Below are 26048 nucleotides of genomic sequence, written 5' to 3'. Positions count from 1 at the left end.
CCGCGGGACGGGTCTGCCCCGGGCGGCCGGTCAGCCGCCGAGCACCCCCGGCAGGGCCAGCGCCCCCAGCACGGCGGTGCCCATCAGGAACCAGGCCACGTAGTCGCCGACATGCCCGGACTGCAGCCGGCGCAGGGGGGCGGCCCAGTCGGGGGCGGCGGTCCAGTCCGGGCGGGTGACGGCGAGGCCGGCGAGGGCGACGGAGAGCACGGTGGCGGCCAGGCCCAGCAGGACGCCATGGGCCGTCCACGCGGCGGAGGCGTGGGCGCCGCCGGATCCGGCCTCGTTGACGGCCCGGGCGACCAGGTCGCCGAATCCGGGGACCGCGCCGACGGCGAGCGCGGCGGCGAGGAGCACGGCAGGGACCGTCCTCATGGTGTCGGGGATCCGGCGAAGCGGTCCGGTCGTCTCGGGTTCCTCCTCGGATCCGCTGGTCTCCAGCTCGGAGCCGGCCTCCTCAGGCTGCGGTCCGAGACCGAGGAACACGCGCGCGGCGACCCGCAGCACGGCGCCGGCGGTGAGGGCGGAGGCGGCGACGTACACCACGCTGAGCGGGCCGCCGACCGCCTCCTCGCTGACCGCCTTGCCGAGCCCCGTGCCGAACGGGGGCAGCCCCGCGAGAGCGAGCGCGCCGACGGCGAACAGCACGCCGGTCCCGCGCAGTTCCCGTGCCCGGCCGTGCAGGGTGTGCTCGTCGAGGCAGCCGTACCGGTCCAGCAGCACGCCCGCGCAGGCGAACAGCGCGGCCTTCACACCGGCGTGCCCGAGGACGTAGAGGGCGGCGCCGTCGTCGCCCTCGGGGGTGAGGACGCCGAGGGCCATCAGGAACAGGCCGGTGTGGGAGACGGTGGAGTAGGCCAGGAGCCGTTTGATGTGCCGCTGGTACCAGCACATGACGGCGCCGGTCGCGGCGGTGAGCGCGCCCAGGGTGACCAGGGCCCGGGTCAGGTCGGCGGCGGGGATGCCGCCGGGTCCGGCGAAGACGGTGCCGTACACCCGCCACACGCCGTAGGCGCCGAGTTCGACCATCACCCCCGACAGCAGCATGCACACCGGGGTGGGGGCGACGGCGTGCGCGTCCGGGAGCCAGAAGTGGAAGGGTACGGCGGCGGCCTTCACCAGCAGCCCGGCCACCACGAGGACGAAGGCGGCGAGCACCAGCGCGTCCCCTCCCCCGTGCCCCGCCGCGCTGTCGAGACCGCGGCCGATCTTCGCCATGGCGAGTTCGCCGGTACGGGCGTACAGCAGACCGATGCCCATCAGCATGCCGTAGGCGCCGAGGGAGTTGACGACGCCGAAGGTCAGCGCGCCCTGGACGGCCTTGGCCTCGTCGATGCGGTAGCCGGTGAGCGCGTAGGCGGTGACGCTCATCAGCTCGAAGAACACGAACGCGTTGAACAGGTCCCCGGCGATGGCGAATCCGCACATGGCCCCCTGGAAGACCAGCATCAGCGCGGTGAAGGCGCCTCTGTGGTCGCGCGGCGGCTCGTCGAAGTAGCGCCAGGAGTAGGCGAGGGCGGCCAGCGTCAGCAGGGACACCAGCGCGGCCATGCCGAGCGCGGGGCCGTCGCCGAGGACCACGATGCCGACGCTCTCACCGCCGACGGGCAGCCAGGCGCCGACCCACTCGACCATCGGCGGCGAGGAGTTCAGCAGCAGCACGAGCGCGAGGGCGGCCGTGGCCCCGGAGAACGCGAAACCGGTGATCTCGGCGGCGATCCGGGGCAGATGGCGGCCGACGGCGACCAGCAGGGCGGCGCCGAGCAGGGGGACCGCCACGAGCAGCGGGAGCAGATGGTGCATCAGCCGCGCAGCTCCCGCAGTTCGTCGGGGTCGACCGTGCCGTGCCGTTTGGCGATCTGCAGGACGAGGGCGAGCAGCAGGGCGGTGACCGTGGCGCCGACGACGATGTCGGTGAGGGTCAGGGCCTGGACGACGGGGTCCACCACGGGCCGTGAGCCGGGCTTGATGTCGGAGAACACCGGTGCGGTGCCGCCGTCGCGGTAGCCGACGGCGAGCAGCAGCACATAGGTGGAGGACTGGCAGACCGCGAGACAGCCGACGGCGTGGATCAGGTTGCGGCTGGTGGCGAGGCCGTAGCAGCCGGTCAGGAAGACGTAGGCGGCGACCAGATAGGGAAGGACGTGCATCACGGATCTCAACTCCCGTGCTCCTCCTCGATCTCGACGGCCTGGTCGAGGAAGTTCGCGAGCAGCACGACGACCGCGCTCGCCACCTCGATGCCGATGGCCGCGTTCAGCAGGGGGACGGCGCCGCCGGAGGACAGGGTGTTGAAGGTGCCGTACGGCAGCAGTGTGTTGGCCAGGAAGGCGGTGCCGCCCAGGACTCCGGCGACGCCCAGCATGAGGTACGCGGAGACCGCGAGCGCGTCGGAGGTCTCGAAGACGGTGAGCGGCCGGACGCGTTCCAGCGCCCGGTAGTCTGCGCCGAGGTACAGCAGGTGCAGGGCGGTCGCGGCGACCACGCCGCCCTGGAAGCCGCCGCCGGGGCTCAGCTGGCCGTGGGCGATGACGTAGAGGCCGGTGACCAGGGCGACGGGCAGCACGATCAGCGCGTACCGGCGGACCGGGCGCACCACCTCGGCGGGCTGCGGCCGGGCGCGGTGCTCGTCGCGGGCCTGCCGCAGCAGCACCACGCAGCCGAGGACGGCGGCGAACATGATGCTCATCTCGCCGAGGGTGTCGTAGGCGCGCTGGTCGAAGTTGACGGAGGCGACGGTGTTGGCGGTGTGCCGGGTGAGGGAGGCGTGCACGGCGCGGGTGCCGTAGGGGTGGGTGCGGCCGCCGAAGCCCGGCAGATCGAGGCAGGCGGCGACGAGCAGGGCGGCCAGGCCTGCGCCGCCGACGGCCAGCAGGGCGAGGCGCAGCCGGTTCACTCGGCACCGTCCTGCGGCCGGCCGCGCCGTCTGACCTTGCGCACGCTCAGCATGATGAGCAGCGGGGTGAGCGCGGAGCCGACGGCCAGCTGGGACAGGCCCACGTCCGGCGCCTGGAGCACGGTGAAGAGCACGGCCAGCACGGTGCCGAGCACGGACAGCACCAGCGCCTGCCGGGCGGGGTCGCGCTGTACGACGGCCGCGGTGGCCGAGGCGGCCGTCAGCAGCAGCGCGACGACGATCACGGCATCACTCATGCCCCGCTCCCCCTCCCGGCCGACGGGCCGTCAAACTCCGTACGGGCCGCCGTCCGTCACCGCGCACCTCCGGATGCCGCCGGCGTTCCGTCCCCGCCGGTCCGCCGGCACACCGGGCACCGCGCTCGTCAGCCACCGCGCACCCCCCGGAAGCCGCCCGAGAGGGCGCGCGAGGCGATGACGTTGCCGGTGATCAGGAGGGCGCCGATGACCAGCAGCTTCGCCATGGCGCGGCCGGGTCCGACGGGCACGCAGACGGCGGCCACGACCACCGCGCTCAGCGCGGCGGCAGTCCAGGTCAGTCCCCAGGCGCTCGGCCGCTCGCGCTCGAGTTCGTCGGAGAGCAGCCGGGCGAAGACGAGCGTGCCGATCGGGCCGAGCAGGGCCAGCAGGAGGGCCAGGTCCACGTACGCCGGGCGGCCGTAGCCCTGGGAGAGCAGCAGCAGGGCCGGGCACAGGGCCGAGGTGGTCATGTTCTGGGCGACGACCCGGCGGCCCGGCGCCCCGGTGGTCACGCCCCACAGGGCGGCCGACCCTGCCCCGCCGATCTCCACGGCCGCCGCGAGGATCCAGCCGTTCACCGCCAGGTCACCGCCCGCCGGCCGGCCCGTGCCAGCAGCGCCCCGACGGCCGCGGAACCTCCGCCGACGGCCCACTCCAGGGGGTAGACCGGGGTGATGAGCACCAGCCACAGCAGCGTCAGCGCCGCCCACCAGGCGAGGAGTTCACCGGCCGCGAGGAGGAACGTGCGCGGCGCCGTACGCCCGGTCATCCGCCACCTCCTCGGTCCGCTCTGTACGCATGCGCGGCGAAGCATCCGGTATGCCGCTCGGGGCATCCAAGCACCGCCGGGCCCGTGGAGGGGCGGCGGCACGCGGGTCCGCATCCGGAGTGCCCCGGGAGCGTGAACGGAAACGCCGTGGTTGCGCCCAGCGCCGCCCGGCAGCCGGCATTGCGGGCCGGTTGCCGGGTAACCGGCCTGACGGACACGGAAGTTGACCGGCGGAGGTGTGTCATGACCCGTGCCGTCCCGCGGCTGCCCGAAGCGCTGAGCGCCCCATGGAGGCGGGCGCCTGCCACGAAGGCCCGCCGGCCGGCCGCACGGCACGCGCTTCCGCTGCCCGTGCGACTGGCGGCGATGCTGGTCGCGTTCGCGTTCATGGTGGCGTTCGCCGTCGTGCTGGCCCGGATCACGCTGGAGCCGTCGCCCGCCTCGGTGCATCTGACGCACAGCAACGTGCATCCCGGGCGCTCCCTGCGGGCCTACCTGGAGCACGCGCGGGCGGGGGAGGCGGTGCGGCAGATCGGCGGGAACCTGCTCCTCGGCGTTCCGTTCGGGGTGCTGGTGCCGGTGCTCGCCCCGCGGGCGCGCGGTGTGCTCCAGGTCGTGGCGCTCACGGCGCTGGTGATGCTGATGGTGGAGCTGGTCCAGGGCGCACTGATCACCGGGCGGGCCTTCGACATCGACGACGTCCTGCTGAACACGTCCGGCGCGCTGCTCGGCTGGCTGCTGCTGGGGCGGCGGCTCGGGCGTGCGGTGCACCGCCGGGTGCGCCCGCCGAAGCCGGCTGACTGACCGTCAGCGACGGGACCGCGTCAGTGCCTGGACGCTGCCCGCCGATTCGGTCGGCGGCGGCGTCGGCGGGACCCACGCGCCTGCGGGCCGGCCGGCAGGTGAGCGCCCGGCGTCGACCGGCGCACGGCGCGCCGGTCCGGCTCTGCGACGGGGACGGCGACAGCGACGGTGCCGCGGTCCGGCAGCGGGCGGCCGGCCGGGCCGTGGACCGCTCAGTGCACCGTCCCGCTCAGTGCACCGTCCAGGTGTACTTGTCCCCGCCGACCCAGCGCACCACGTCGGGGTCGTCCAGGTCGTGGATGGTGATGCCGTACGAGGCGGCCGCCTCCAGGACGTCCGTGACGGTCCTGGCCTGACCGACCACCTGACCGTCGATCTCCATGATCCGGAAGGGCGGCTCGCCGGGCTTGCCCGGGCACACTCCGAGCACCAGGATCCGCGGGCGGGAGATGTGGGGAGCTGCTTGTTCGGTCATGCAATAGAGCCTAGAACGCATCGCGCGCCGACGGGTCGTCGGGGGGGAAGCCGGCCGGCGGACCGGCGCTTCCCGGAGCCTCACCGGGCCGCCCGCTCAGGGACGGCGCCAGTCGTCGCTGGTCAGATGGGAACCGGCCTGCGGGCCCATCCGGAGCATGCCGCCGTCGACGCTCCAGGAGGCGCCGGTGACGTACGAGGCGTCCGGGCCGGCCAGGAAGGCGATGACCGCGGCGACCTCGCGGGCGTCACCGGGCCGCCCGAGGGGCACGCCCGGCCGGCGCTCGGTGTGCACGTCGGTGTCCTCCTGGCCGGTCATCGGCGTGGCGATCTCGCCCGGCGCCACCGCGTTCACCGTGATGCCGAACTCCGCCAGTTCCAGCGCCATGACCTGCGTGAGCAGCCCGAGTCCGCCCTTGGCCGCGCAGTACGGGGCCGCGCCGACCCGGGGCTGGTGCTCGTGGACGGAGGTGACGTTGACGATCCGGCCGCCGTCGCCCTGCCGGATCATGTGCCGGGCCGCGCGCTGCCCGCACAGGAAGGGGCCGACGAGGTCGACGTCCAGGACGCGGCGCACGTCCGGCAGGGTGAGGTCGAGAAAGGGCGTCATGGTGCCCGTACCGGCGTTGTTGACCAGGACGTCGAGGCGGCCCAGTTCGGCGCAGAGTTCGTCCACGGTGTCGGCGGCCTCGGGCAGCCGGGTGAGGTCCAGCCGGGCGACGGCGGCGCGGCGGCCCTTGCCGCGGACCTCCTCGGCCGTCTGCTCGGCGCCCTTCTCGTCGGTGTGCCAGGTGATGCCGACGTCCAGGCCGGCCTCGGCCAGGCGTACGGCGGTGGCGCGGCCGATGCCGGAGTCCGCGCCCGTGACCAACGCCGTGCGCTGTGCGGCCGGTGTGGACATGGCGAGCCTCCTCAGGGTGGGGGTGCGGGCGTGTCCGCAGTACCCGGGGGCGGGGGCGGCAAACGGTCGCGTCCGCCCGCCCGGGCGTCGTCGCGGGCCGCGGGTGCGACGGAGCCGCCCGCGCGGTTCCCCGCGCCGCGCCGGGGCGTCTCGGGCACCCTGGGGTGCATGGATCCCGTGGCTGCCCTCGACCGGATCGCGTTCCTGCTGGAGCGGGCGCTCGCGCCCGCCTACCGCGTCAAGGCCTTCCGCACCGCCTCGCGCACGCTGGCCGCGTTGCCGGCCGAGGAGGTGGCGGAGCGGGCCGGCGCCGGGACGCTCGAGGCGCTCAAGGGGGTCGGCCCGAAGACCGCGCAGGTGGTGCGGGAGGCGCTGGCGGGAGAGGTGCCCGGGTATCTGCGCAAGCTGGAGGAGGAGGCCGGGGCGCCGGCCGCCGCGCAGGGCGCCGGGGCGGAGTTGCGGGCGCTGATCCGGGGGGACTGCCACACGCATTCGGACTGGTCCGACGGGGGCAGCCCGATCGAGGAGATGGGGCGGGCGGCGGCCGGTCTGGGCCACGAGTGGACGGCGCTCACCGACCACTCCCCCCGGCTGACCGTGGCCCGCGGCCTGTCGCCGGAGCGGCTGCGCGAGCAGCTGGAGGTGGTGGCGGACCTGAACGAGCGGTGGGCGCCGTTCCGGCTGCTCACCGGCATCGAGTGCGACATCCTCGAGGACGGCTCGCTGGACCAGGAACCGGAGCTGCTGCGGCGGCTCGACGTGGTCGTGGTGTCGGTGCACTCCAAGCTGCGGATGGACGCCCGCTCGATGACCCGCCGGATGGTGGCCGCCGTCCGCAATCCGCACGCCGACGTGCTCGGGCACTGCACGGGCCGGCTGGTGACGGGCCGGGGCCGGCCGGAGTCGGAGTTCGACGCGGACGCGGTGTTCGCCGCCTGCGCCGAGTCCGGTACGGCCGTGGAGATCAACAGCCGCCCCGAGCGGCTGGACCCGCCCCGCCGGCTGCTGCGGCGGGCCGTGGACGCGGGGGTGCTGTTCTCCGTCGACACCGACGCGCACGCGCCGGGCCAGCTGGACTGGCAGATCCTGGGCTGCGCCCGGGCCGAGGAGTGCGGGGTGCCCGCCGAGCGGGTGGTGACCACCTGGTCCGCCGACGAGCTGCTGGCCTGGACCCGGGACGGCCGGGTTCCGGCCCGCGCCGCGGGTTCCTGACCTGCCCGGTGTGGTACCCGGCCCGCACCGAGAACCGGGAGGAAACCTGATGGAGCGCGCCGCCGTCTTCGATGTCGACGGGACCCTGGTCGACACCAATCACCTGCACGTCGTCACCTGGTGGGAGGCCTTCCGGCAGGCCGGGTACGACGTGCCCATGCACGCGGTGCACCGGGCCGTCGGCCTCGGCTCCGCGGACCTGGTCGCCCACCTGCTCGGCGACGGCCGCGACAAGGACCAGGACGGCCGGCTGAGCGACGCGCACAAGACGCTGTACGCCCAGTACTTCGACCGGCTGCCCGCCCTGCCGAAGGCCGGGGAGCTGCTGCGCCGGCTCCACCGGGACGGCTGGACGGTCGTCCTCGCCACCTCGGCGAGCGGCGCCGAACTGGGCGCGCTGCGCCGGGCGATCGACGCCGACGACGCGATCGCGGACACCGCGAGTTCGGAGGACGTGCGGGAGGGCAAGCCCGCTCCGGAGCCCGTGGAGCACGCGCTGGAGCTGGCCGGGGTGCCGGCCTCGCGGGCGGTGCTCGTCGGGGACACCGTGTGGGACATGCGGGCGGGCAGCAAGGCCGGGGTGCGCTGTGTGGGGGTGCTGTGCGGGGGGATCCCCCGGGCCGACCTGGGGGAGGCCGGGGCGGAGGCCGTGTACGCCGACCCCGCCGACCTGCTGGAACGACTCGACCAAAGCCCTCTGGCCTGACCTTCACAGAGAGTGACACAGGTCACAGGGATGACCGGAACACCCGAGTGTGGTTGCCCGTTGAACAAGGCGTGGGTACGGATGGGACAGTGTCCCCGGGCCTCACCCTTGGCCCACAGGGACGATCGTTCGGCTGAAGCCCTGTGGAGCCTTTCGCCGAGAGGCGACCGCCATCCGTTCCCGCCACCGACCGCCCCGGCCGTGAATCCCCCGTCACGGCCGGGGCTTTCTGCTGCCCGGCACACCGCCGCACTCCCCCACCGGGCCGGCCGCCGCTCGCCCGGTCACCGGCCGGCCGCTCCGGCACCGACCGGCCCGCCCGCGCGGACGCCCGCCTCGACGAACTCCCGCAGGTCGGCCGTGAGCCGTGCCGCGTGCGTGGCGAACAGGCCGTGCCCGGCGTTCTCGTACACCTTCAGGGTGCCGTCCGGCACCAGGCGGGCCGCGCGCTCACCGGTGAGGGCCGGCGGCGCGGAGGTGTCGTGGGTGCCGTGCACCACCAGCACCGGCAGGTCCAGCGCGGGCAGCTCGTCGGTGAGGTCCAGCCCGGCGACGACGGCCCGGACGCCGGTGGCGGCGCGGGGCCCGGCGACCAGGCAGCGGTCGATCAGATGGCGGACGTAGGCCGGGGAGACGTCGTTGCCCTGGCCGACGGCGAAGAAGTCGTCGGCGAGCAGCGTGAAGTAGGCGGCCCGGTCGCGCCGGAACAGTTCCTCGTCGGCGCGGACCTCCGCGGGGCCGACGCCCTCCGGGAGGTTCGCGCAGCGGACGGTCCCGGGGCTGACCCCGGCCACCAGGGCGACCCGGTCCACGCGCGCGGCGCCGTGCCGGGTCACGCAGCGGATCACCTCGGCGGTGCCCACGGAGTGCCCCACGAGGGTGACGCCGCGCAGGTCGAGGTGGTCGAGCAGGCCGTGCAGGTCGTCGGCGAGGGTGTCGAGGTCGTAGCCGTTCCAGGTGTCCTCGGAGCGGCCGTGGCCGCGCCGGTCCAGGGCCACGCAGCGGAACCCGGCCTCCGCGAGCGGCAGCGTCTGGTACTCCCACATCTCGTGGCCGAGGTAGGCGCTGGCGGCGAAGACGACGACGGCGCCGGTTGCGGGGCCGTGGTCGACGTAGTGCAGACGGGTGCCGTCGACGGGGCTGTCGAAGTACGGCATGGGTGCCTCCTCGGCGGTGGGACCTGGTGCGACGTCTCTCGCCGCGCTGACGGTCCCGATACTCCCCAAACCGGGCACGCCGGTCGATTACCCCCCACGTCATGGCCGGGTATATCCGCGTCCGCACCCGGGTACCCGGCCGTCCGCGAAACCCTGGCCGAGAGGAGCCGAAGGTGAGCAGCGCAGCGGGCAGCAGGGTCGTCGTCACCGGCGCCACCGGCAATGTCGGCACGAGCGTGGTGCGGCTGCTCTCGGAGGATCCCGAGGTCAGGTCGGTGCGCGGACTGGCCCGCCGTACGCCCGGGTGGTCCCCGCCGAAGACCGAGTGGTCCGCCGTCGACCTCGCCGCCGACCAGGACAACCTCGCCGAGCGGTTCGAGGGCGCGGACGCGGTGATCCATCTGGCCTGGGCGTTCCAGCCGACGCACGATCCGGCGACCACCTGGCGGACCAACGTCCTCGGCGGCATCCGGGTGTTCGAGGCCGTAGCCGCCGCGCGCGTGCCGGTGCTGGTGCACGCCTCCTCCGTGGGCGCGTACTCGCCGGGCCCGAAGGACCGAGCGGTGGACGAGTCCTGGCCGACGCACGGTTGGCCGGACGCCGCCTACTGCCGGGAGAAGGCGTACCTGGAGCGCACGCTGGACGTGTTCGAGCGGGACCACCCCGAGGTGCGGGTGGTGCGGATGCGCCCGGCGTTCCTGTTCAAGTGGCAGTCCGCGAGCGAGCAGCGGCGCATCTTCGGCGGGCGGTTCCTGCCGGGTCCGCTGGCCCGCCCCGAACTGCTGCCCTTCCTGCCGGACATCCCGGGGCTCCGGGTGCAGGCGCTGCACACGGACGACGCCGCCGAGGCCTACCGGCTGGCGGTGCACACGGCCGGCGCGCGGGGCGCGTTCAACCTCGCCGCGGATCCGCCGCTCGACGCGGCCGTGCTGGCCGAGATGCTGGGCAGCCGCCCCGTACGGCTGCCGCGCACGGCGGCCCGGTCGGCGATCGCCGCGGCCTGGGGGTTGCATCTGCTGCCCGCCTCGCCGCACCTGTTCGACGCCGTGCTGCGCCTGCCGCTGATGGACTGCGGCCGGGCGCACACCGAACTGGGCTGGCAGCCGCGGCGCACGGCCACCGAAGTGCTGCAGGAGTTCCTGGACGGCCTGCAGAAGGGCGCGGGAATGGACACCGAGCCGATGCGCGGGCGCAAGGTCGGCTGAGCGGACCGAGGGGAGCACGTCATGGCCGCAGAACGCGAGGGCGAGCCGGAGCGCGGCACCGGCCCGGTCCCGAGGGACATGCCCGACCAGCAGGCGGGCGCGGGCGAGGACCCGTGGGAGGTCCGCCCCGGCCGGCGCGACGAGGACACTCCGGGCGCCGAGGACTCCGGCGAGGGCGCCTCCCCGCAGGACGCCGACGTCCCCGACACGGACGAGGCCGGCACGGGGCGGCGCGGCTCACCGCGCTCGGGGACGGTCCACCCGGAACACCCGTCACCGGACGAGTCACCGGCGTGAGCCGGGGGGCGATGCGGCGCACGGGAACGGCCGTGCGCCGGCACCCCTCGCGGACGACACGCCTGCCTGAGCCGAGGCCGCGCCGCACCTGGGACGAGCTCGCGTCGGCACCCGGCACCGACGAGCCGCGGCGCGTGCGCGCCCACGACGCATCACCCGCCGCCGCAGCCACCCTCCGGAGGCGACGCAGGCGACGGCGCCGGTCCGGTCAGCGCGGTGTGCGCTGCCGCAGTGCCGCTCGCCATGCCGGCAGGCGGTCCTCCGTCGCCGGTTCCGGGCGGCGGCCGCCGCTGGCGAAGAAGTCGGCCAGCGGCAGGATCGCGGCGCCCACGGTGACCGCGTCCGGGCCCAGCCGGCCGAGGTCGATGGTCACCTTGTCGGCCGGGTGCCGCAGCGCGTACGCCGTCGCGTGCCGGCGTACGGCGGGCAGGAACCGGGCGCCCAGCTGGAGCCCGGCCCAGCCGCCGATGAGGATCCGCTCGGGCTGGAAGAGGTTGATCAGGTCGGAGAGCCCGGCGCCGAGATACTCGGCCGTCTCCTCCAGCACGGCCAGCGCGACCGGGTCGGCCGCGGTGCCGTCGGCCGGGTAGGCGGCGGCGAGCATCGCGGTGAGCGCGGTCTCCTCGTCGGTGTCCTCGGGCGGCCGTCCGCCCTCCTCCCGCCAGCGGGCGAGCAGCGACTCGGCGCCCGCGTAGGCCTCCAGGCAGCCGGAGGCGCCGCAGCGGCAGCGGCGGCCGCGCACCCGCACCGTCAGGTGCCCCCACTCGACGGCCCGTCCGTGCTCCACCTCGGGAGTGACCACGCACGCGCCGACGCCGGAGCCGAAGAGCACGACGACGGCGTTGCGGGCGCCGCGCCCCGCGCCGAACCACATCTCCGCCTGGCCCAGCGTCTTGGCGCCGTTGTCGATGAAGTACGGGATCTCGTCCGGGAGCCGGGAGGCCGAGCGGAGCAGCCGCTCCAGCGGGACGGCGTCCCAGCCGATGGTCTGCCCGTGGACGACGGCGCCCCGGTCCGGGGTGTGCTCGACGATGCCGGGCACGCCGATCCCGACGCCGAGCAGCCGCTCCGGTACGGCCTGTTCGGCGCCGAGCACCTCGGCGATGCCGTCGCGGATGTGCCCGGCGATCACCTCGACGTCGTACCCCTGGGGGGTCAACGGGTGTTCGGTCCGGGCGAGTTCGGTCAGGGCCAGGTCGAACAGCTCGACGCGGACGCGGGTCTCGCCGACGTCGACGCCGATCATCTGCCCGCTGTCGGGCGCGACGCGCAGCAGGGTGCGGGGCCGGCCGCCGTCGGAGTCGACGCTGCCGGCCTCTTCGACCAGGCCGTCCGCGACGAGGTCGGCGACGACGTTGCTGACCGACCCGGAACTCAGGCCGGTGGCCGGGCCCAGCTCGAAGCGGCTGAGGGGGCCGTCGAAGTACAGCTTCTGCAGCACGGCCGTACGGTTGGCTCGCCTGAGGTCGCGCACTGTACGCCCGTTACGCCCCGCCATACGGCTCCCTTCACGAACCCTGCCCGACCTGCAACATACCCCTTCGGTCGAACGAAAGGCGAGTTTCTCACAACCCTTAGTTCACGATATGAGCTAAGGAGGGGACGGGAAGATGCCGTCACGCCGGCCGCCCGGCGGGGCCCGGGGGCCGCTCACCCCGCCGCGTACACGTCCTCCACATAGCGCCCGTCGGCCACCAGCGCGCCCAGCCACCGCTCGGCCGCAGCCGCGTCGGCGCCCGGCGTCCGCTCCCGGTACAGCGCGCGGAACGCCTCCCGCACGCCGGGGGCCATCCTCGCACCGTCGCCGCAGACGTACACCCGCGCCCCGGCCTCCAGCAGCCGCCACACCTCGTCGGCCTCGGCGGCGATGCGGTGCTGGACGAACGCCGCGCCGCCCTCGGGCGCGGCGCTGAAGGCCGGGCGCAGCGACACCGCGCCGGCCGCCTCGGCGGCCCTCAGCTCGCCGGCGTGCAGGAAGTCGGCGTCCGGAGCGTCACAGCCGAAGTACAGCAGCGCGGGCGGGAGTCCTGCGCCCGCGGCGCGGGCCGCGACGCGGTCGGCGACGGCGCCGCGGAAGGGGGCGAGTCCCGTGCCGGCGGCGATCATCACGACCGGTGCCGAGCCGTCGATCCGGAAGGCCTCGCGGCAGGGCTGGACGCGAGCGTACACGGTGTCGCCGGGCGTGAGGGCCGCGAGGTGGCCGGAGCCCGTGCCCCGGTAACGGCCCCTTCCGGAGCGCGCGGGCGCGTCGAGGACGGAGACCATGAGGTCGACGTGTCCCGCGTCGGCGGCCGGCGAGGACGACACCGAGTAGTGGCGGGGCCTGAGCGGGGTCAGCAGGTCGAGCAGCAGCGGCCAGCCGAGGGCGCCGCGCAGGGCGGGGTGGTCCTCGGCCAGTTCCAGCAGGGTGCGCGGATCGTCGCCGGTCAGGGCGGCGAGGGCGGCGCGTTCGGGCGGGCAGGGGTTGGCCTCGGCGAGCAGGGCCCGTTGCCGGGCCGTGGGGTGCTCCTGCAACTCGACGTGATGGGTGAGGAGTTGCCGTACGGTCACCGGGCGGTCGACGGCGAGGGCGTTGACCGGTCGGGTGGCTCGGATGTCCAGGAGGGCGTCGGGGTCGAGGCCGAACGCGGCGACGGCGCGGTCCACCAGGTCGGGGGCGTTGGCGGGCAGCACGGTCAGGTGGTCGGCGGTGCGGTAGGTGACGCCCTCGGGCAGGGCGATGCGCAGGAACCGCTTGGTGCGCGGGTGTCCGGGCGCGGTGAGGTCGTAGGCCTCGGTCACGGTCATCGGGACCAGATCGTGGCGGGCGGCCAGGGCGTCCAGCGGGCCACCGGTCAGGGTGCGCACCTCGTAGGCGGTCGCGGGTTCCTCGGCCGGAGCGGCGGCGTCGGGGTCGCCGTACTCCCTCAGCAGGGCGGTGCGCAGCCGGGCGGTGAACTCCCGTACGGCGCCGTTGAGATCGCCGGAGGCGTCGGCGGCGGCCCGGTCGGTCAGGCGGGTGGCGCCCAGTTCGGCGAGCCGGGCGTCGATGCGGGTGGGGATGTGCTGGTAGGTGGCGGCCCAGTTCCGGTCGCCGACGCCGAGGACGGCGTAGGTCACGCCGGTCAGGTCGGGGGTGCCGTCGAGCCGGGCGGTGAAGGCGCGGGCGTCGTCGGTGGGCCGGCCGTTGTAGGAGGCTGCGGTGATGACGACGGCCCGGTCGGTGGGCAGTGCGTCCGCGTACGCGTCCAGCGCGGCGACCTCGGTGGCGCAGCCGACGGCGGCGGCCTCGTCGGCGAGCTGGGCGGCGAAGCCGCGGCAGGTGCCGTAGTTGCTGCCGTGCAGGACGAGGACGCCGGTGCCGGGGCGGACCCGCGCGGGGAGGGGCTCGGGGTCCGTGTCCTGGCCGGACTGTGCCCGGATGCCGCCGGGCAGCGGGGCGTGCACGCGGTCGGCGGGGATGCGCGGGGTGAGCGTGAGGGTGAAGCCCTCGGGCTTGAGGGTGAGGGTCTCCTTCACGGTGAGCCGGTAGCCGGCGTGGTCGTGCAGCCGGTAGCGGTGCACCAGCAGGGCGAGCAGCATGGTCGCCTCGTGCAGTGCGAACTGCCGCCCGATGCAGGCGCGTTCGCCGGTGCCGAACGGCTTGAAGGCGTGCACCGGGCGGGCCGCCTCGGCTTCGGCGGTGAACCGCTCGGGGTCGAACAGCTCCGGGTTGTCGCCCCAGACGGGCTGCCGGTGCAGCATCGGCGTGAGCACGGTGACGGACTGGCCGGCCGCGAGCGGGATCCGGCCGCCGAGCAGGGTGTCCTCGCGGGCGTGCCGGCTGAACGCGGCGGCCGTCGGCCACAGCCTGAGCGCCTCGTTGAGGACCTGGCGGGTGTAGGTGAGCCGGCCGACGTCGTCGTACGTCGGCTCCGGGTCGGCGGTCCCGCCCCACAGCGCGTCGGCCTCGCGCTGCAGCAGCCTGAGCACGGCCGGGTGCTTGGCGAGGTAGTACAGGGCGAAGGACATCGCGCCGGAGGTCGTCTCGTGGCCGGCGATCAGGAAGGTGATGACCTGGTTGCGGATGTTGGCGGCGTCCAGGGTGGTGCCGTCGGCGGGGTGCGGGGCGCTGAGCATCAGACCGAGCAGGTCCTCGGCGCCGCTCTGGTCGGTGCCCGCGCGGGAGGCGATGACCTCGTCCACGACCGCGGCGAGGTGGTCGGCGTCGGCCCGGAAGGCCGCGTCGGCGGCGGAGTGGTCCTCGCCCGGGGTGCGGGCGAGCCGGGTCATGCTCCACTCCAGGCAGCGCACCATCGACTCGACGAAGGGGTGCGGTTCGTCGCGTCCGAAGGAGCCGAAGTCGTAGCCGAACCCGGCCAGGCCGATGGTGTCGAGGGTCATCCGGGTCATGTCGTCCGGCACGTTCACGGCCCGCCCGTCCCGGGCCGCGCGGTCCCAGGAGTCGATGAGCCGGCGGGCCACCCTGAGCATCACCGGGTGGTAGGTGCGCATCGAGCCGAGCGCGAAGGCGGGCATCAGGATGTCGTGCGCCTTGGCCCAGTTGGGCTCGTCGTTGTAGGCGGTGAACAGGCCGTCGGCGGCGAAGGAGCGCACGTTCTCCAGCGCGGGCCCGATGTGCTTGGCGAACCGCCGCTCGTCGGAGAGGTCCGCGACCAGGCCGGCGTCGGCGACGAACAGCACGTCACGGCCGTGCAGCCGGCGCACGAGCACCGGGCCGTGGGCGCGCATCAGCTCCATGGCCTGCTGGATCGGCGTGCGGCCGGGGCCGGTGGCGCTGATGTCGACGACGGGGACGCCGGGCAGGGTGCCGGCCGGATCGGGGTGCAGCGCGGTGGGGGGCATGACGCGACAACTGCCTTTCGCGGTAACGGAGTACTGCGTTCCAGGGTGAGCGGCCGGCGGCGGCCTGCCGTGCCGCGGCACTACACGATCGCGCAGTGGAAACCCGCCCGCGGGGCTTGCGCCGAGCGCCGCGGACACACTCGGCGCACCTGCCGGGGCCGCTCCGGCCGATTTGCCGCTGACCTGGAGGTTCGTCTTGGATGAGGCGGGGGTGCGGCCCTGCGGGAGGTGGTCATGGACCTGGGGCGGACCGACGGGGTCGTGTGGCGCAACCGGGCGCTGATGCTCTTCGACCGGGTGTCGGTGCCGGTCGCGGTGTGCGATGTGCACGGCCGGGTGCTGCTGGCCAATCCGGCGATGGCGGCCGAGTGCGGTACGACACCGGGACGGCTGCGCGGCCAGGACGTGCTGGAGCTGTTCCGCCCGCAGGAGGCCGGGCAGGTGGAGCGGATCGCCGAGGCGCTGCGTCTGCGGCACCGCTCGCGCTACCAGGTGTCGGTGCGCTGGCACGCGCCCGGCGGCGCCGACCGGTACGGCGAGCTGACGGCGGACCCGGTCAGCGACAGCGTGGACGCGACACCGGCCCTGCTGGTGATGCTCCGGGTGCACGGCGAGTGCGCGCCGCCCGCCCCGGAACCGGCCCGGGTCACGCCTGTGGAGGGCCGGGTGCTGGCCCTGCTGGCCGGCGGCGCCACCACGGCCGGCGCCGCCCGCGAACTGGGCCTGAGCAAGGACGGCGTCACCTACCACCTACGGCGCCTGTCCGCCCGCTGGCACACCGCCACCCGCACCGAACTGATCGCCCGCGCCTACGCGTTGGGCGTCCTCAGCCCGGGGGTGTGGCCCCCGGAGGCTAGGACGGCGGAGCAGGCGTGAGACAGCTCACGCCCCTCCCACCGCACCCGCGCCCTCCCCGGCCGCCCGGGACTCCTCGCCCGCGCCCTCCGGGTCCCGGCGCGCCGTCCCCGCGCCCTCCGGGGCGCCGAAGCGGGCCAGGGTGTGCCAGACCATCTTCAGGTCCTGGAGGTCGTGGCGGCCGGTGCGGGCGGCGTCGCCGATGACGCGCGGGGTCAGCAGGCCGCGGTCGGCGATGAGCGCCCCGAGGTCGGCGTACTCGTGGCCCCGGTAGTCGGCGTTGCGGCGCAGTGCGGTGACGGTGAGCCGGTATCCGGGGTGCCACTCCAGCGGGAGGGGCAGGCGCCGGGCCGCCGCCTCCACCGGGGTGCCCCGGTAGCTCGCGTCGAGGACCAGCGCCTCCGCGTCCCGGGCGAGCAGGACGCCGCCGTGCACATGGCTCTCGATGTAGTCGTTGAGCGGGTCCTGCTCGTCGGCCTCCGCGAGCGCGATCAGCGGCATCGCGGAGGCCACCCCGAAGTCGGTGGGCTCGGCCGCGCTGTCCGGGTAGCAGAACGTGGCCCGGGCCAGGACCGCTCCGGTGAGTCTGAGGTGCGAGGAGCCGAAGCGCGGGGCCGCGCCGACGACCTGGCGGCGGAAGTCCAGCGCGCCGTACAGCGGGCGCTCGGCGGGCGGCGCGTCGTCGTAGACGCCGCCGAAGATGCGGCTCTCCCAGCGGGTCCGGTCGCCGCCGGGGTGTGCGGTGAGGCCGCCGTTACCGGTGCCGGTGACGTACTGCGAGTAGTACGCGCCGTCCCGGGCCAGCGCCTTCAGAATGGGCAGTCCTGCGGCGGAGACCCGGTCGGGATGGAAGTTCATGGTGATGCGCACGGCGGGGTCGAGCGGCGGGCCGGACAGCCCCGCGGCGACGTGGCTCAGCGCGCGCCGGGCGCGCGGCGGCAGTCCCTGCCGGAAATCCATTGGCCGACCCTCCCCTTGGCTACCTAGGCTAGCCGCGAACCTAGGGCTATTAGGTTCGGGACCATGGATCCCATGGGCCAAGGTTCGCGGCGTCGAATCCGGAAGGACTCCCCTCATGAGATCGCTCACCGAGCAGGACATCCGCAACTGCTTTATCAACTGCTCCAAGGGCGAGGCCAAGCGGCTGACCGTGCCCCGGGACCTCGGCGAACGCCCGTGGGAGGACCTCGACTTCCTCGGCTGGCGCGATCCCGGTGCGCCCGACCGCAGCTACCTGGTCACCGAACGGGACGGGCGGCTCGTCGGCGTCGCCCTGCGCTTCCAGACCTCGCAGCGGGGTTTTCTGCACCGCAGCATGTGCTCGCTGTGCCTGACCACGCATCCCGGTGGCGGTGTGACGCTGATGACCGCACGGAAGGCGGGGCCGGCAGGCCGTGAGGGCAACTCGGTCGGCGTGTACATGTGCACCGATCTGGCCTGCTCGCTGTACGTGCGGGGCAAGAAGGTGCCGGAGTCCGGCACCCGGTTCGAGGAGAGCCTGACGACGGCGGAGCAGATCGCCCGCACGACGGGCAACCTGTCCGCGTTCATCGACAAGCTGTACGCCTGACCCGTACGCCCACCCGCGAGGTGGCCGGCGGCCGGCCGCAGGGCCGGTGCGAGTGGCCGAAACCGACCGGTGGCGACGGCCTCCAGGACCTTCTCCGGTCCGGTGACCGGATCGCCGGGCACGGCGTCGGCGCGCCCCCGGCGTGCTCCGGCACCGCGGCGCCGGCCTCCGCAGATGAGCGTGCGCCTTCAGGAACACCCCGACTCCGTCGATGTTCCCCCTACGGCTCCTCCATAGCTTGGGACGTGGCTTGCGGACGGATCCGGTCCGCGATCGGCGCACGTTCGACTCGCACGAGGATGGGGAACAGGCCAAGGGATGCACGACGTACGGAAGTGGACCACGGGACTGCTGAGCCTGCTGCAGCGCCGCCGGGAGCCGGTGGTCGTCCAGACGCTGCGCTCTGCGACGGCGGCGACGATCGCCTATGTCATCGCGCTGCGGCTCAGCCCCGAACCGGCCCCGCTGACCGCGCCGCTGACCGCGCTGCTGGTGGTCCAGGTGACCTTCTACGCCACGCTCACCAACGGCATCCGCCGGGTGAACTCGGTGGTGGCGGGCGTGCTGGTCGCGATCGCCTTCAGCGTGCTGGTGGGGCTGACCTGGTGGAGCCTCGCGCTGCTGATCGTGGCCGCGCTGGCCGTGGGGCACCTGGTCCGGGTCGACGAGTACGTCGCCGAGGTGGCGATCAGCGCCATGCTGGTGCTCGGGGTCACCACCGTCGGGTTCACCGCCTGGGCGCGCATCGTGGAGACGCTGATCGGCGCGGTCGTCGGGACGGCCTGCAATCTGCTGCTGCCGCCCCCGGTGTGGGTGGACAAGGCCGGCGAGTCGATCGAGGACCAGGCGCGCCGGGTGCGGCAGCTGATGCTGCGGATGGGTGAGGAGGCGGCCGGCCGGATCTCCTGGGAGCGGGCGGCCGAGCGGTTGCACGAGGCCCGCCGGCTGGACCACCACATCACCCAGGTGGACGCCTCGCTCCGGCAGGCCGAGGACAGTCTGCGGCTCAATCCGCGGGTCAAGGAGGGGCTGCTGCACCGGGTGGTGCTGCGCACCGGCCTGGACACGCTGGAGATCTGCACGGTGGTCCTGCGGGTGCTGGCCCGCACCTTCACCGACCTCGCGAAGGCCCGCGGCGCCGAAGAGCTGTTCCCGCCCCGGGTGGGGGCCACCGTGGAGCAGCTGCTGTCGGAGATCGCCGACGCGGTGGTCAGCTTCGCGGTCCTGGTCACGACCCATCTGAGCGAGAACGCCGAGTCCGCGGAGGCGCGGCTGACCGCCGAGCTGCACACGGCGGCCGGCACCCGGGACCGGCTGGCCGAGGTGCTCCGGGAGGAGATCGGCAAGGAGCCGGCGCACTGGCAGCTGTACGGGGCCGTGCTGACCGAGACCACCCGGATCATCGACGAGCTGAACACCGAGCACCGCACCCGCCGGCTGCTGGAGGAGCTGGACCGGGTCTCGCAGGAGCAGCGGACCAAGCTGCCGCGGATGACCCGGCTGCGCGAGCGGATCGGCGTGCAGGACGAGCTGTGGCGGAACCGGGTGGGGTTCGGCGAACGTTCTTGGTGACAGCGGGCGACAGGACGCCGGGCGGGTCCGGCGCGAAGACGAGGGGCGGGCGGGATGACGGGTTCCGGGGTGCGGATCGACGGGAACACGCTGCGGTTGCCGGGCGGGGTGGCGGTGCGGTTCGTCCGCACGCTGCGGCTGCCGGAGACGGGCACGCATCCGCTGCCGCCCGGGCTGGGCGAGTTCCCCGTGCGCCGGGTCCAGGACTACGCCGACACGGTGCCGGCCGAGTGGCGGGCGCGCGGCGGGGTGATGCTGCCGGTGTATCTGCGCGAGGCGATGTGGCTGAGCTTCCACGGCACACGCGAGCCGGCGGCGCTGCAGGTCGGCGTCGGCAAGGTGTGCGCGGTGTCCGGACGGCCCTGGAGCGGCCGGCTGGCCCGTGATCCGCAGAACTACCTGGTACTCCCCCGCCAGCCGTGGCTGGACGGCATCAACTCCGGCAAGGGCACGGTCCGCCAGTTCGTCGCCGTCCCGCTGGGCCTGGGTGCGACGGTCGAGGGGCAGGTCACGGGCGAGGAGGTGTGGGGCGGGGTGCAACTCCAGGCGTTCCCGCTGCGGGAGCCGCTGCTGACCGAGTGGCGGCGCCGCGAGCGGGAGCGGGAGGAGGCCCGGCGCCGCTCCCTGCCGTCGGGCCCGGCGGGCGGGTACGGCGCGCCGGTGCCGATGGCGGCGGCCGCGCCCGGGGCGATGCCGCCTCCCCCGGCCCCGGGCGGGGCGCCCCGGGCCGCCGCCGCGATGGGGCTGGGCGTGGGCGGTTCGATGCGCCAGGAGGTGTACCGGGACGACCGGCCGCTGTCGGACTGGTCCGAGGAGCCCGCCGGGCGCGTGTTCGTGCACCTGGTCACGCCGCCGCAGTGGCGGCGCATCACCGGCGAGGCGCCCCCGCCGTCACCGGTGGACCGGGCGGCGTACACCCGCGCGGGGCTGCCCTGGTACGACTACTACGACGCCGAGGCCGAGGACCTGGCCCCCGCGGACACCCTGGAGGCGGTCAAGCCGGCCGGCGAGTGGCTCGGTGACGACCTGGACCCGTGGCAGGCGCCGGCCCCCGGCCAGGTGACCCCGCTGAAGGACGCGCCGGGCAAGCCTGTGCAGGACGGCGAGTGGTAGGGCGCGCGGCGCCGGCCGCCGTATGTGCCCGCCGGGGCCCGCAGCGGTCAGGGTGGCTGTCACACGGGGCGCGACCGACGACCTGAGGTGCTGCATGAAGACGGACGACGAGCCGGCGCGGGGACGCTGGAGCCGGCGCCGGTTCGCCGGAGTCCTGGCGGGCGCGGCGGTCGTCGTGGCGCTGCCGTCCCCGGCGCCCCCGCCGTCCGGCGCCCCGGCCGCGGCGGACGAGCCCGGGCCCGCTCCGCCGCGCGGCAGGCCGTCCGGTCCGCGTCCGCTGTACGTGGGCACCTACACCTCGGCCGACGGCGGCGGCGCCGGCATCGGGCTGGCCTCCTACGACCCGGCGAGCGGCCGGATCACCGGCGCCGGCACGCTCACCGGTGTCCCCGACCCGTCGTATCTGGCCGTGCATCCGGACGGCCGCACGCTGTACGCGGTGGACGAGCGTGCGGACGGCGCCGTGACGGCCGTACGCCTCGACGACCGGCGGATCCTCGGCACCCGGAGCACCGGCGGCGCCGGCCCGTGCCATCTGTCGGTGCATCCCTCCGGGCGCTGGCTGCTGAGCGCCAACTACGGCTCGGGCAGTGTCGCCGTGCACCCCCTCGACGCCTCGGGCGCGCCCGGCGACCGCACCCACCTCGTCACGCACACCGGCCCGCCCCCCGGTCCCGGCCGGCAGGGACCGCACGCGCACCAGGTGGTCACCAGCCCGGACGGCGGCCATGTCCTCGCGGTCGACCTCGGCACCGACGCCGTCCACAGCTACCGTCTGGACCCGGAGCGGGGCACGCTGACGGAGGTGGCGCGGGCGCACACCCGGCCCGGCGCGGGACCGCGCCATCTTGCCTTCCATCCGGGCGGCCGGTACGCCTACCTGGCCAACGAGGTCGACGACACGGTGGCCGTGTGCGCCTACGACCCGGGCAGCGGGCGGCTGACGATCGGCGAGCCGCAGCCCACCGGCTCCGGGGGCGGCGCCAACCACCCGGCGCAGTTCGCGGTGACGGCCGACGGCGGGTACGCGTTCCTGGCGAACCGGGGTCACAACAGCCTCGCGCGGTACGCCGTCGAGGCCGGCGGCGCCCGGCTGCGGCTGCTGGGCACGGTGCCGGCGGGCGGGGACTTCCCGCGGCAGATCGCCCTCTCGCCGGACGGCTCGCTGCTGTTCGCGGCGAACCAGCGCTCGGGTACGGTCACCGTCTTCCACGTGGGCCCGGCGGACGGTGGACTCCGTCCGGCCGGCGAGCCGTTCGCGTCACCCGTCGCCGTCTGCGCGCTGCCGCTGTAGCGCGCGGGGGCAGGCGGCGGCGCTCGCCCGGGCGAGCAGGGCGTGCACGCGCTCGGTGAGCTGGGCGACGTCGTCGGCGGGCGTGTGGAAGGGCAGCCGTACGTCGCCGTGGGCGCGGGTGCGTTCGATGCGCAGGGTGAGTCCGTGCCGGTCGACGGCGAGGGGCAGCACGCGGGTCGCGGCATGCAGGCTCTCCGGACGGATCAGGCGGGTCAGCCGTTCCACGGCGTCCGGGTGGGCGTCTGCGAGGTGGGTGAGGAGCCGGGCCTCGGCCTCGGCGAGCGGGTCGGGCCGGGCGGCGGCGTACTCGTCGAGGCCGACGACCACGGCCCCGCCGGACCGCCTGAGCACCACTCGCGCGGGCCGGAACAGGAAGCATCCGCGGTCCGGGGTGATCCGGCCGGACAGATACAGCCGGGCCCGGATGCGGTCCCTCACCGGGACGGGCGCCACGTCCGCGAACTCCAGCACGGCGGGCGGTTCCTGGCGCGGGGCGCACAGGGCGGCGGCCGTCAGGGCGCTGTCGTCGGGCACCGCCAGCCGTACGGCGCCGTCGTCGGCCACGGTGTGGGCGCCGGCGTACTCCTCCCGGGCGCCGTCCGCGGTCACCGCGCACGACCAGGCCGTGGCCAGCACCGACCGTGCCCGTTCCGCCGCGCCGGGTGCGGCGGTCCAGTCCTGGGTGTCACCCATCCGAGACCTCCTAAGGTAAGGCTTGCCTAACTTATCGGAGATCGGAGCGCACGCCAACCACGCCCCCGGCCAGGGAGCCGGACGGACGGTCAGGCGATGACGCCCAGCAGGGCCCGCGCGCACAGGTCGCGCACCTGCTCCCGGGTCAGCTCGCCGCCGCGCAGCCACTCCAGACACACGGCGGTGGTGAAGGCGAGCCAGCCGCGCACGGCCAGACGCACGTGCGGGGCGTTCTCGAACGCGGGCCCGAACTCGGGGTCGGCGGCCAGAGCGGCGAGTATCTGCTGCTCCTGGGCGGCCAGCGCCCGCTGGTAGACCCGGCGCACCGCCTGGTCGCCGGCCGCGTCGGCGCGGTGGAAGGCGCGGAAGCCGTGGGCGTGCGCCTGGACGTAGCCGAGGTAGGTGTCCAGGCCGGCGGTGAGCTGCTCGCGCACCGGCACACCGGGCACCGCGGCCGTCATGCGCAGCATCCGCTCGCTCTCGCGCTCGACGACCGCCGCGAAGAAGTCCCGCTTGGTCGGGAAGTAGTGGTACAGCAGCCCGCGGGAGACCCCGGCGATCTCCGCGACCTGCTCGATCCAGACGTCGTCGTACGGACTCTCCGAGAACAGCCTCGCGCCGACCGACAGCAGCTGCTCGCGGCGCTCCTCGGTACTGAGTCGGCGCCGGGCGCGTTCCCCCTGGTTCGCGGGCATGGCGCCACTCTACTTGACGCGGGTTCAACAAGCGGACGACACTGGGACCGGCTATTGAACCCACGTACAACAGGTCCGCTGGACCACGGTTGGATCAAGGGAGATCGGCGTCATGGCGGAAACGACGGACACCGGACTGCCGAAGGGCTTCCGGAGCGCCGAGCAGGGCTGGCCCGAGCTGCACCGCATCCCGCACCCGCCGCGCCGGCTGCCGCTGCTCGGCGACGTCCTCGGCGTCGACCGGCGCACGCCGCTGCAGGACTCCATGCGGCTCGCGCGCGAGCTGGGGCCGGTCTTCCGGCGGCGGGCCTTCGGCAAGGAGTTCGTGTTCGTGTGGGGCGCGCGGCTGGTCGCCGACCTGGCCGACGAGTCCCGGTTCGCCAAGCACGTCGGTCTGGGCGTTGCCAACCTGCGGCCGATCGCCGGGGACGGACTGTTCACCGCCTACAACCACGAGCCCAACTGGCAGCTGGCCCACGACGTCCTGGCACCGGGTTTCAGCAGAGAGGCCATGGAGGGCTACCACGGCATGATGCTGGCGGTCGCCGGCCGGCTGACCGACCACTGGGACCGCGAGGCGGCGGCCGGACGCACGGTGGACGTGCCCGGCGACATGACGAAGCTGACCCTGGAGACGATCGCGCGGACCGGGTTCGGGCACGACTTCGGCTCCTTCGAGCGGCACCGGCCGCACCCCTTCGTCACCGCGATGGTCGGCACCCTCACCTACGCCCAGCGCCTGAACAGCGTGCCCGCGCCGCTGGCCCCGCTGCTGCTGCGCACCGCCGCCCGCCGCAACGCGGCCGACATGGCCTACCTGAACCGGACGGTCGACGACCTGGTCGCGCAGCGGCGGCGCACGGGCCGCGGGGACGGCGACCTGCTGGACCGCATGCTGGAGACGGCCCACCCGGACACCGGCGAGAAGCTGTCGGTGGAGAACGTCCGCAAGCAGGTGATCACGTTCCTGGTCGCGGGCCACGAGACCACCTCGGGCGCCCTGTCCTTCGCCCTGTACTACCTCGCCCGGCACCCCGAGATCGCCGCCCGGGCCCGGGCCGAGGTGGACCGCGTCTGGGGCGATGCGGCCCAGCCCGGCTACGAGCAGGTGGCCAAGCTGCGGTACGTCCGCCGGGTGCTGGACGAGTCGCTGCGCCTGTGGCCGACCGCCCCGGCCTTCGCCCGCGAGGCCGTGCGGGACACCGTCCTGGCCGGCGACCACCCGATGCGGCGCGGCGCGTGGGCCCTGGTCCTGACGCCCATGCTGCACCGCGACCCGGAGGTCTGGGGCGAGGACGCCGAGCGCTTCGACCCGGACCGCTTCGACGCCAAGGCTGTACGGGCCAGGCCCCCGCACACCTTCAAGCCGTTCGGCACCGGCGCGCGGGCCTGCATCGGCCGCCAGTTCGCCCTGCACGAGGCGACCCTGGTCCTCGGCCTGCTGCTGCGCCGCTACGACCTGATCGCCGACCCCGCGTACCGGCTGAGCGTCACCGAGCGGCTGACGGTGATGCCGGAGGGGCTGCGGCTGGCGCTGGAGCGGCGCACGCGCCCCGAGCCGGCGCGGGACGCGGCCGGGTACGCGGCTGCGGCTGGGCGGGAGACCGCGGACGAGGCCCTCTCCTGTCCCTCGGCCGCGGTGCCCGTCGCGGCGGAGCACTCGGCGTCAGCCGGCCGCTGCCCAGTGCACCGGCCGGGTGACTGACGCCGGCAGCCGGGTTCCGGCGTTCCCGCCTGCCGCGTCGATCTGCGGCTGGGTGAGGAAGAACGCGCCGGTGAGGTCCGCGTCGCTCAGGTCGGCGTCCCGCAGGTCCGCGCCGATCATGTCCGCGTCGCGCAGGTCGGCGCCGGTGAGGTCGGCGGCGATCAGGTAGGCGCCGCGCAGGCTCGCCCCGCGCAGATCGGCGCCGCGCAGCCGGGCCCCGACGAGGTCGGCGCCCCGGCGGTCCTTCCCCTTGCCCCTGCCCTTCTTGCCGCCCTTTCCGCCGCCGGCGCCGGCCCGGGCCAGCTCGCTGGTCCGCAGCAGCAGCACGTTGACCTGCTGCCGGTGCGCGGCCACGTCCAGCGCCGCCAGCGCCTCGGGGGTCTGCCGGGTCAGCCGCTCGGTCTCCTCCAGCGCCCGCCGCAGCTCGGGGTGGACCGGGCGGGCGGCGGGCAGGGTGAGCGCCTCGGTCAGGTACCACAGCAGTTCGTGCAGCTGCCGTACGACCGGGAACGCGTCGAACATCCGCCGGGCGTGCTCCTTGCCGCCGGTACGCCAGTCCTGGCCGCCGAAGGTGAGCTGCGAGACCTTCTGCCCGGCGCCGAAGCAGTCGTAGACCGTGCAGCCGGTGAACCCCTTCGTGCGCAGGTCGGCGTGGATGCCGCAGCGGTGGTCGTCCCGGAGACTGGGACACGGTTTCCCGGCGGGCTTGTTCAGCGCGAAGTCCGCGGAGGCGGCGAAGGGCAGGGCGACACAGCACAGCCCGAAGCAGCGCGCGCAGTCGCCGCGCAGCTCCGTGAGGCCCGCTGTCGGATCTGGCATGCGGGCCAGCCTACTGGGCCGTAGGGTCCGGGCCGCTCCCGCCGCTGCGGGGGGGGCGGCGTGCGGCACATGGTCGGCCATCCGCCGCGTGACCGCCACCGGTGCGCGGTCCGGGACCGCCGGACGCGCCCGGGTTCACCCGTCCGGCCTACGCGCGATCGCCGTCCGGTGCCGGAGGGCCTTCCCTCGTGTGTGAGGAGCGACGCTCGAACCGACCGGCAAAGGAG

General features: G+C 74.9%; 26 protein-coding genes. 11 read left to right on the top strand and 15 right to left on the bottom strand.

The features are described 5' to 3' along the window. Positions 1 to 30 precede the first annotated feature (30 nt). From ACGFZN_RS00950 to ACGFZN_RS00925, 6 genes are all read right to left on the bottom strand, one after another. Positions 31 to 1803 carry a complex I subunit 5 family protein gene (locus ACGFZN_RS00950; protein ID WP_393856315.1) on the bottom strand — a complete coding sequence of 591 codons (1773 nt, stop codon included), beginning with the start codon at positions 1801 to 1803 and terminating at the stop codon, positions 31 to 33. Continuing rightward, positions 1803 to 2150, bottom strand: coding sequence for a sodium:proton antiporter (locus ACGFZN_RS00945; RefSeq protein ID WP_330342723.1), 348 nt, complete (start codon positions 2148 to 2150; stop codon positions 1803 to 1805). Before ACGFZN_RS00945 ends, ACGFZN_RS00950 begins: the two co-directional genes overlap by 1 nt. A gap of 8 nt (positions 2151 to 2158) precedes the next feature. Next, entirely contained in the window at positions 2159 to 2896 is a 738-nt protein-coding gene (locus ACGFZN_RS00940) for an MnhB domain-containing protein (RefSeq protein WP_393856314.1), read from the bottom strand. Then, on the bottom strand, positions 2893 to 3153 hold the full coding sequence (locus ACGFZN_RS00935; RefSeq protein ID WP_393856313.1) for a Na(+)/H(+) antiporter subunit B: 261 nt from the start codon (positions 3151 to 3153) through the stop codon (positions 2893 to 2895). Before ACGFZN_RS00935 ends, ACGFZN_RS00940 begins: the two co-directional genes overlap by 4 nt. Positions 3154 to 3281: 128 nt before the next feature. Then, positions 3282 to 3734 (bottom strand): MrpF/PhaF family protein, encoded by a 453-nt coding sequence (locus ACGFZN_RS00930; RefSeq protein WP_393856312.1) that lies wholly within the window; start codon positions 3732 to 3734, stop codon positions 3282 to 3284. Next, positions 3731 to 3925, bottom strand: a complete 195-nt coding sequence (locus ACGFZN_RS00925; RefSeq protein WP_393856311.1) for a hypothetical protein — start codon at positions 3923 to 3925, stop codon at positions 3731 to 3733. The genes ACGFZN_RS00930 and ACGFZN_RS00925 overlap by 4 nt, the downstream gene beginning before the upstream one ends. A gap of 243 nt (positions 3926 to 4168) precedes the next feature. Here ACGFZN_RS00925 and ACGFZN_RS00920 point away from each other — a divergent pair, with 243 nt between their 5' ends. Next, positions 4169 to 4729, top strand: coding sequence for a VanZ family protein (locus ACGFZN_RS00920; protein WP_393856310.1), 561 nt, complete (start codon positions 4169 to 4171; stop codon positions 4727 to 4729). Between the two features lie 229 nt (positions 4730 to 4958). Here the strand turns inward: ACGFZN_RS00920 and ACGFZN_RS00915 are convergent, their stop codons facing one another. Both ACGFZN_RS00915 and ACGFZN_RS00910 read right to left on the bottom strand, forming a co-directional pair. After that, the gene (locus ACGFZN_RS00915; RefSeq protein WP_393856309.1) at positions 4959 to 5204 is read right to left on the bottom strand and encodes a hypothetical protein; all 246 of its coding nucleotides are present in this window, start codon (positions 5202 to 5204) and stop codon (positions 4959 to 4961) included. A 96-nt stretch (positions 5205 to 5300) separates the two neighbouring features. Then, complete coding sequence (locus ACGFZN_RS00910; RefSeq protein ID WP_393856308.1) at positions 5301 to 6104, bottom strand: SDR family oxidoreductase; 804 nt, start codon at positions 6102 to 6104, stop codon at positions 5301 to 5303. 168 nt (positions 6105 to 6272) lie between these two features. Between ACGFZN_RS00910 and ACGFZN_RS00905 the strand changes: the two genes are divergently transcribed. Then, positions 6273 to 7316 carry a PHP domain-containing protein gene (locus ACGFZN_RS00905; protein WP_393856307.1) on the top strand — a complete coding sequence of 348 codons (1044 nt, stop codon included), beginning with the start codon at positions 6273 to 6275 and terminating at the stop codon, positions 7314 to 7316. A gap of 49 nt (positions 7317 to 7365) precedes the next feature. Further along, positions 7366 to 8022 carry an HAD family hydrolase gene (locus tag ACGFZN_RS00900; RefSeq protein WP_393856306.1) on the top strand — a complete coding sequence of 219 codons (657 nt, stop codon included), beginning with the start codon at positions 7366 to 7368 and terminating at the stop codon, positions 8020 to 8022. Positions 8023 to 8306: 284 nt separating this feature from the next. On the opposite strand, the gene ACGFZN_RS00895 is transcribed toward ACGFZN_RS00900, so the two are convergent. Next, positions 8307 to 9179, bottom strand: a complete 873-nt coding sequence (locus ACGFZN_RS00895; RefSeq protein WP_393856305.1) for an alpha/beta fold hydrolase — start codon at positions 9177 to 9179, stop codon at positions 8307 to 8309. Between the two features lie 173 nt (positions 9180 to 9352). On the opposite strand from ACGFZN_RS00895, the gene ACGFZN_RS00890 reads away from it, so the two are divergent. Both ACGFZN_RS00890 and ACGFZN_RS00885 read left to right on the top strand, forming a co-directional pair. Next, positions 9353 to 10384: an SDR family oxidoreductase gene (locus ACGFZN_RS00890; RefSeq protein ID WP_393856304.1), complete on the top strand. Its 1032-nt coding sequence runs from the start codon at positions 9353 to 9355 to the stop codon at positions 10382 to 10384. Positions 10385 to 10405: 21 nt separating this feature from the next. Next, positions 10406 to 10681 carry a hypothetical protein gene (locus ACGFZN_RS00885; RefSeq protein ID WP_393856303.1) on the top strand — a complete coding sequence of 92 codons (276 nt, stop codon included), beginning with the start codon at positions 10406 to 10408 and terminating at the stop codon, positions 10679 to 10681. A gap of 208 nt (positions 10682 to 10889) precedes the next feature. On the opposite strand, the gene ACGFZN_RS00880 is transcribed toward ACGFZN_RS00885, so the two are convergent. Next, positions 10890 to 12179, bottom strand: coding sequence for an ROK family protein (locus ACGFZN_RS00880; protein WP_393856302.1), 1290 nt, complete (start codon positions 12177 to 12179; stop codon positions 10890 to 10892). Positions 12180 to 12331: 152 nt separating this feature from the next. Then, complete coding sequence (locus ACGFZN_RS00875) at positions 12332 to 15505, bottom strand: cytochrome P450 (RefSeq protein WP_393856301.1); 3174 nt, start codon at positions 15503 to 15505, stop codon at positions 12332 to 12334. 234 nt (positions 15506 to 15739) lie between these two features. Between ACGFZN_RS00875 and ACGFZN_RS00870 the strand changes: the two genes are divergently transcribed. Then, positions 15740 to 16381, top strand: coding sequence for a PAS domain-containing protein (locus tag ACGFZN_RS00870; RefSeq protein WP_393856300.1), 642 nt, complete (start codon positions 15740 to 15742; stop codon positions 16379 to 16381). Between the two features lie 6 nt (positions 16382 to 16387). Here ACGFZN_RS00870 and ACGFZN_RS00865 read toward each other — a convergent pair whose 3' ends face one another. Beyond that, positions 16388 to 17320, bottom strand: a complete 933-nt coding sequence (locus tag ACGFZN_RS00865; protein WP_393856299.1) for a DUF3626 domain-containing protein — start codon at positions 17318 to 17320, stop codon at positions 16388 to 16390. A 115-nt stretch (positions 17321 to 17435) separates the two neighbouring features. Here ACGFZN_RS00865 and ACGFZN_RS00860 point away from each other — a divergent pair, with 115 nt between their 5' ends. From ACGFZN_RS00860 to ACGFZN_RS00845, 4 genes are all read left to right on the top strand, one after another. Beyond that, positions 17436 to 17930 (top strand): FBP domain-containing protein, encoded by a 495-nt coding sequence (locus ACGFZN_RS00860; protein WP_393856298.1) that lies wholly within the window; start codon positions 17436 to 17438, stop codon positions 17928 to 17930. A gap of 318 nt (positions 17931 to 18248) precedes the next feature. Next, a complete protein-coding gene (locus ACGFZN_RS00855; RefSeq protein ID WP_393856297.1) occupies positions 18249 to 19502 on the top strand; it encodes an aromatic acid exporter family protein in 1254 nt (417 codons plus the stop codon). A gap of 54 nt (positions 19503 to 19556) precedes the next feature. After that, on the top strand, positions 19557 to 20615 hold the full coding sequence (locus ACGFZN_RS00850) for a hypothetical protein (RefSeq protein ID WP_393856296.1): 1059 nt from the start codon (positions 19557 to 19559) through the stop codon (positions 20613 to 20615). Between the two features lie 94 nt (positions 20616 to 20709). Further along, the gene (locus tag ACGFZN_RS00845; RefSeq protein ID WP_393856295.1) at positions 20710 to 21909 is read left to right on the top strand and encodes a lactonase family protein; all 1200 of its coding nucleotides are present in this window, start codon (positions 20710 to 20712) and stop codon (positions 21907 to 21909) included. On the opposite strand, the gene ACGFZN_RS00840 is transcribed toward ACGFZN_RS00845, so the two are convergent. Together ACGFZN_RS00840 and ACGFZN_RS00835 are read right to left on the bottom strand one after the other, a co-directional pair. After that, positions 21877 to 22602, bottom strand: coding sequence for a DUF2470 domain-containing protein (locus ACGFZN_RS00840; protein ID WP_393856294.1), 726 nt, complete (start codon positions 22600 to 22602; stop codon positions 21877 to 21879). The genes ACGFZN_RS00845 and ACGFZN_RS00840 overlap by 33 nt on opposite strands. An 89-nt stretch (positions 22603 to 22691) precedes the next feature. Then, the gene (locus ACGFZN_RS00835; RefSeq protein ID WP_393856293.1) at positions 22692 to 23297 is read right to left on the bottom strand and encodes a TetR/AcrR family transcriptional regulator; all 606 of its coding nucleotides are present in this window, start codon (positions 23295 to 23297) and stop codon (positions 22692 to 22694) included. Positions 23298 to 23409: 112 nt separating this feature from the next. Between ACGFZN_RS00835 and ACGFZN_RS00830 the strand changes: the two genes are divergently transcribed. After that, positions 23410 to 25002, top strand: a complete 1593-nt coding sequence (locus tag ACGFZN_RS00830) for a cytochrome P450 (RefSeq protein ID WP_393856292.1) — start codon at positions 23410 to 23412, stop codon at positions 25000 to 25002. Here the strand turns inward: ACGFZN_RS00830 and ACGFZN_RS00825 are convergent. Further along, positions 24964 to 25821 carry a pentapeptide repeat-containing protein gene (locus ACGFZN_RS00825; RefSeq protein WP_393856291.1) on the bottom strand — a complete coding sequence of 286 codons (858 nt, stop codon included), beginning with the start codon at positions 25819 to 25821 and terminating at the stop codon, positions 24964 to 24966. The genes ACGFZN_RS00830 and ACGFZN_RS00825 overlap by 39 nt on opposite strands. Between the last annotated feature and the right edge of the window lie 227 nt (positions 25822 to 26048).

The sequence above is a fragment of the Streptomyces sp. NPDC048192 genome (assembly GCF_043202415.1).
Classification (GTDB): Bacteria; Actinomycetota; Actinomycetes; order Streptomycetales; family Streptomycetaceae; genus Streptomyces.
Note: the sequence above shows the minus strand (reverse complement) of the source record. Positions and strands in the feature narration are given on the sequence as shown.

Bases quoted from the DNA above. Each gene is read 5' to 3' on its own strand.
- ACGFZN_RS00950 (WP_393856315.1), bottom strand. From the start codon at position 1,803: ATGCACCATCTGCTCCCGCTGCTCGTGGCGGTCCCCCTGCTCGGCGCC.
- ACGFZN_RS00945 (WP_330342723.1), bottom strand. From the start codon at position 2,150: ATGCACGTCCTTCCCTATCTGGTCGCCGCCTACGTCTTCCTGACCGGC.
- ACGFZN_RS00935 (WP_393856313.1), bottom strand. From the start codon at position 3,153: ATGAGTGATGCCGTGATCGTCGTCGCGCTGCTGCTGACGGCCGCCTCG.
- ACGFZN_RS00925 (WP_393856311.1), bottom strand. From the start codon at position 3,925: ATGACCGGGCGTACGGCGCCGCGCACGTTCCTCCTCGCGGCCGGTGAA.
- ACGFZN_RS00920 (WP_393856310.1), top strand. From the start codon at position 4,169: ATGACCCGTGCCGTCCCGCGGCTGCCCGAAGCGCTGAGCGCCCCATGG.
- ACGFZN_RS00915 (WP_393856309.1), bottom strand. From the start codon at position 5,204: ATGACCGAACAAGCAGCTCCCCACATCTCCCGCCCGCGGATCCTGGTG.
- ACGFZN_RS00910 (WP_393856308.1), bottom strand. From the start codon at position 6,104: ATGTCCACACCGGCCGCACAGCGCACGGCGTTGGTCACGGGCGCGGAC.
- ACGFZN_RS00905 (WP_393856307.1), top strand. From the start codon at position 6,273: ATGGATCCCGTGGCTGCCCTCGACCGGATCGCGTTCCTGCTGGAGCGG.
- ACGFZN_RS00900 (WP_393856306.1), top strand. From the start codon at position 7,366: ATGGAGCGCGCCGCCGTCTTCGATGTCGACGGGACCCTGGTCGACACC.
- ACGFZN_RS00895 (WP_393856305.1), bottom strand. From the start codon at position 9,179: ATGCCGTACTTCGACAGCCCCGTCGACGGCACCCGTCTGCACTACGTC.
- ACGFZN_RS00885 (WP_393856303.1), top strand. From the start codon at position 10,406: ATGGCCGCAGAACGCGAGGGCGAGCCGGAGCGCGGCACCGGCCCGGTC.
- ACGFZN_RS00880 (WP_393856302.1), bottom strand. From the start codon at position 12,179: ATGGCGGGGCGTAACGGGCGTACAGTGCGCGACCTCAGGCGAGCCAAC.
- ACGFZN_RS00875 (WP_393856301.1), bottom strand. From the start codon at position 15,505: ATGCCCCCCACCGCGCTGCACCCCGATCCGGCCGGCACCCTGCCCGGC.
- ACGFZN_RS00870 (WP_393856300.1), top strand. From the start codon at position 15,740: ATGGACCTGGGGCGGACCGACGGGGTCGTGTGGCGCAACCGGGCGCTG.
- ACGFZN_RS00865 (WP_393856299.1), bottom strand. From the start codon at position 17,320: ATGGATTTCCGGCAGGGACTGCCGCCGCGCGCCCGGCGCGCGCTGAGC.
- ACGFZN_RS00860 (WP_393856298.1), top strand. From the start codon at position 17,436: ATGAGATCGCTCACCGAGCAGGACATCCGCAACTGCTTTATCAACTGC.
- ACGFZN_RS00855 (WP_393856297.1), top strand. From the start codon at position 18,249: ATGCACGACGTACGGAAGTGGACCACGGGACTGCTGAGCCTGCTGCAG.
- ACGFZN_RS00850 (WP_393856296.1), top strand. From the start codon at position 19,557: ATGACGGGTTCCGGGGTGCGGATCGACGGGAACACGCTGCGGTTGCCG.
- ACGFZN_RS00845 (WP_393856295.1), top strand. From the start codon at position 20,710: ATGAAGACGGACGACGAGCCGGCGCGGGGACGCTGGAGCCGGCGCCGG.
- ACGFZN_RS00840 (WP_393856294.1), bottom strand. From the start codon at position 22,602: ATGGGTGACACCCAGGACTGGACCGCCGCACCCGGCGCGGCGGAACGG.
- ACGFZN_RS00835 (WP_393856293.1), bottom strand. From the start codon at position 23,297: ATGCCCGCGAACCAGGGGGAACGCGCCCGGCGCCGACTCAGTACCGAG.
- ACGFZN_RS00830 (WP_393856292.1), top strand. From the start codon at position 23,410: ATGGCGGAAACGACGGACACCGGACTGCCGAAGGGCTTCCGGAGCGCC.
- ACGFZN_RS00825 (WP_393856291.1), bottom strand. From the start codon at position 25,821: ATGCCAGATCCGACAGCGGGCCTCACGGAGCTGCGCGGCGACTGCGCG.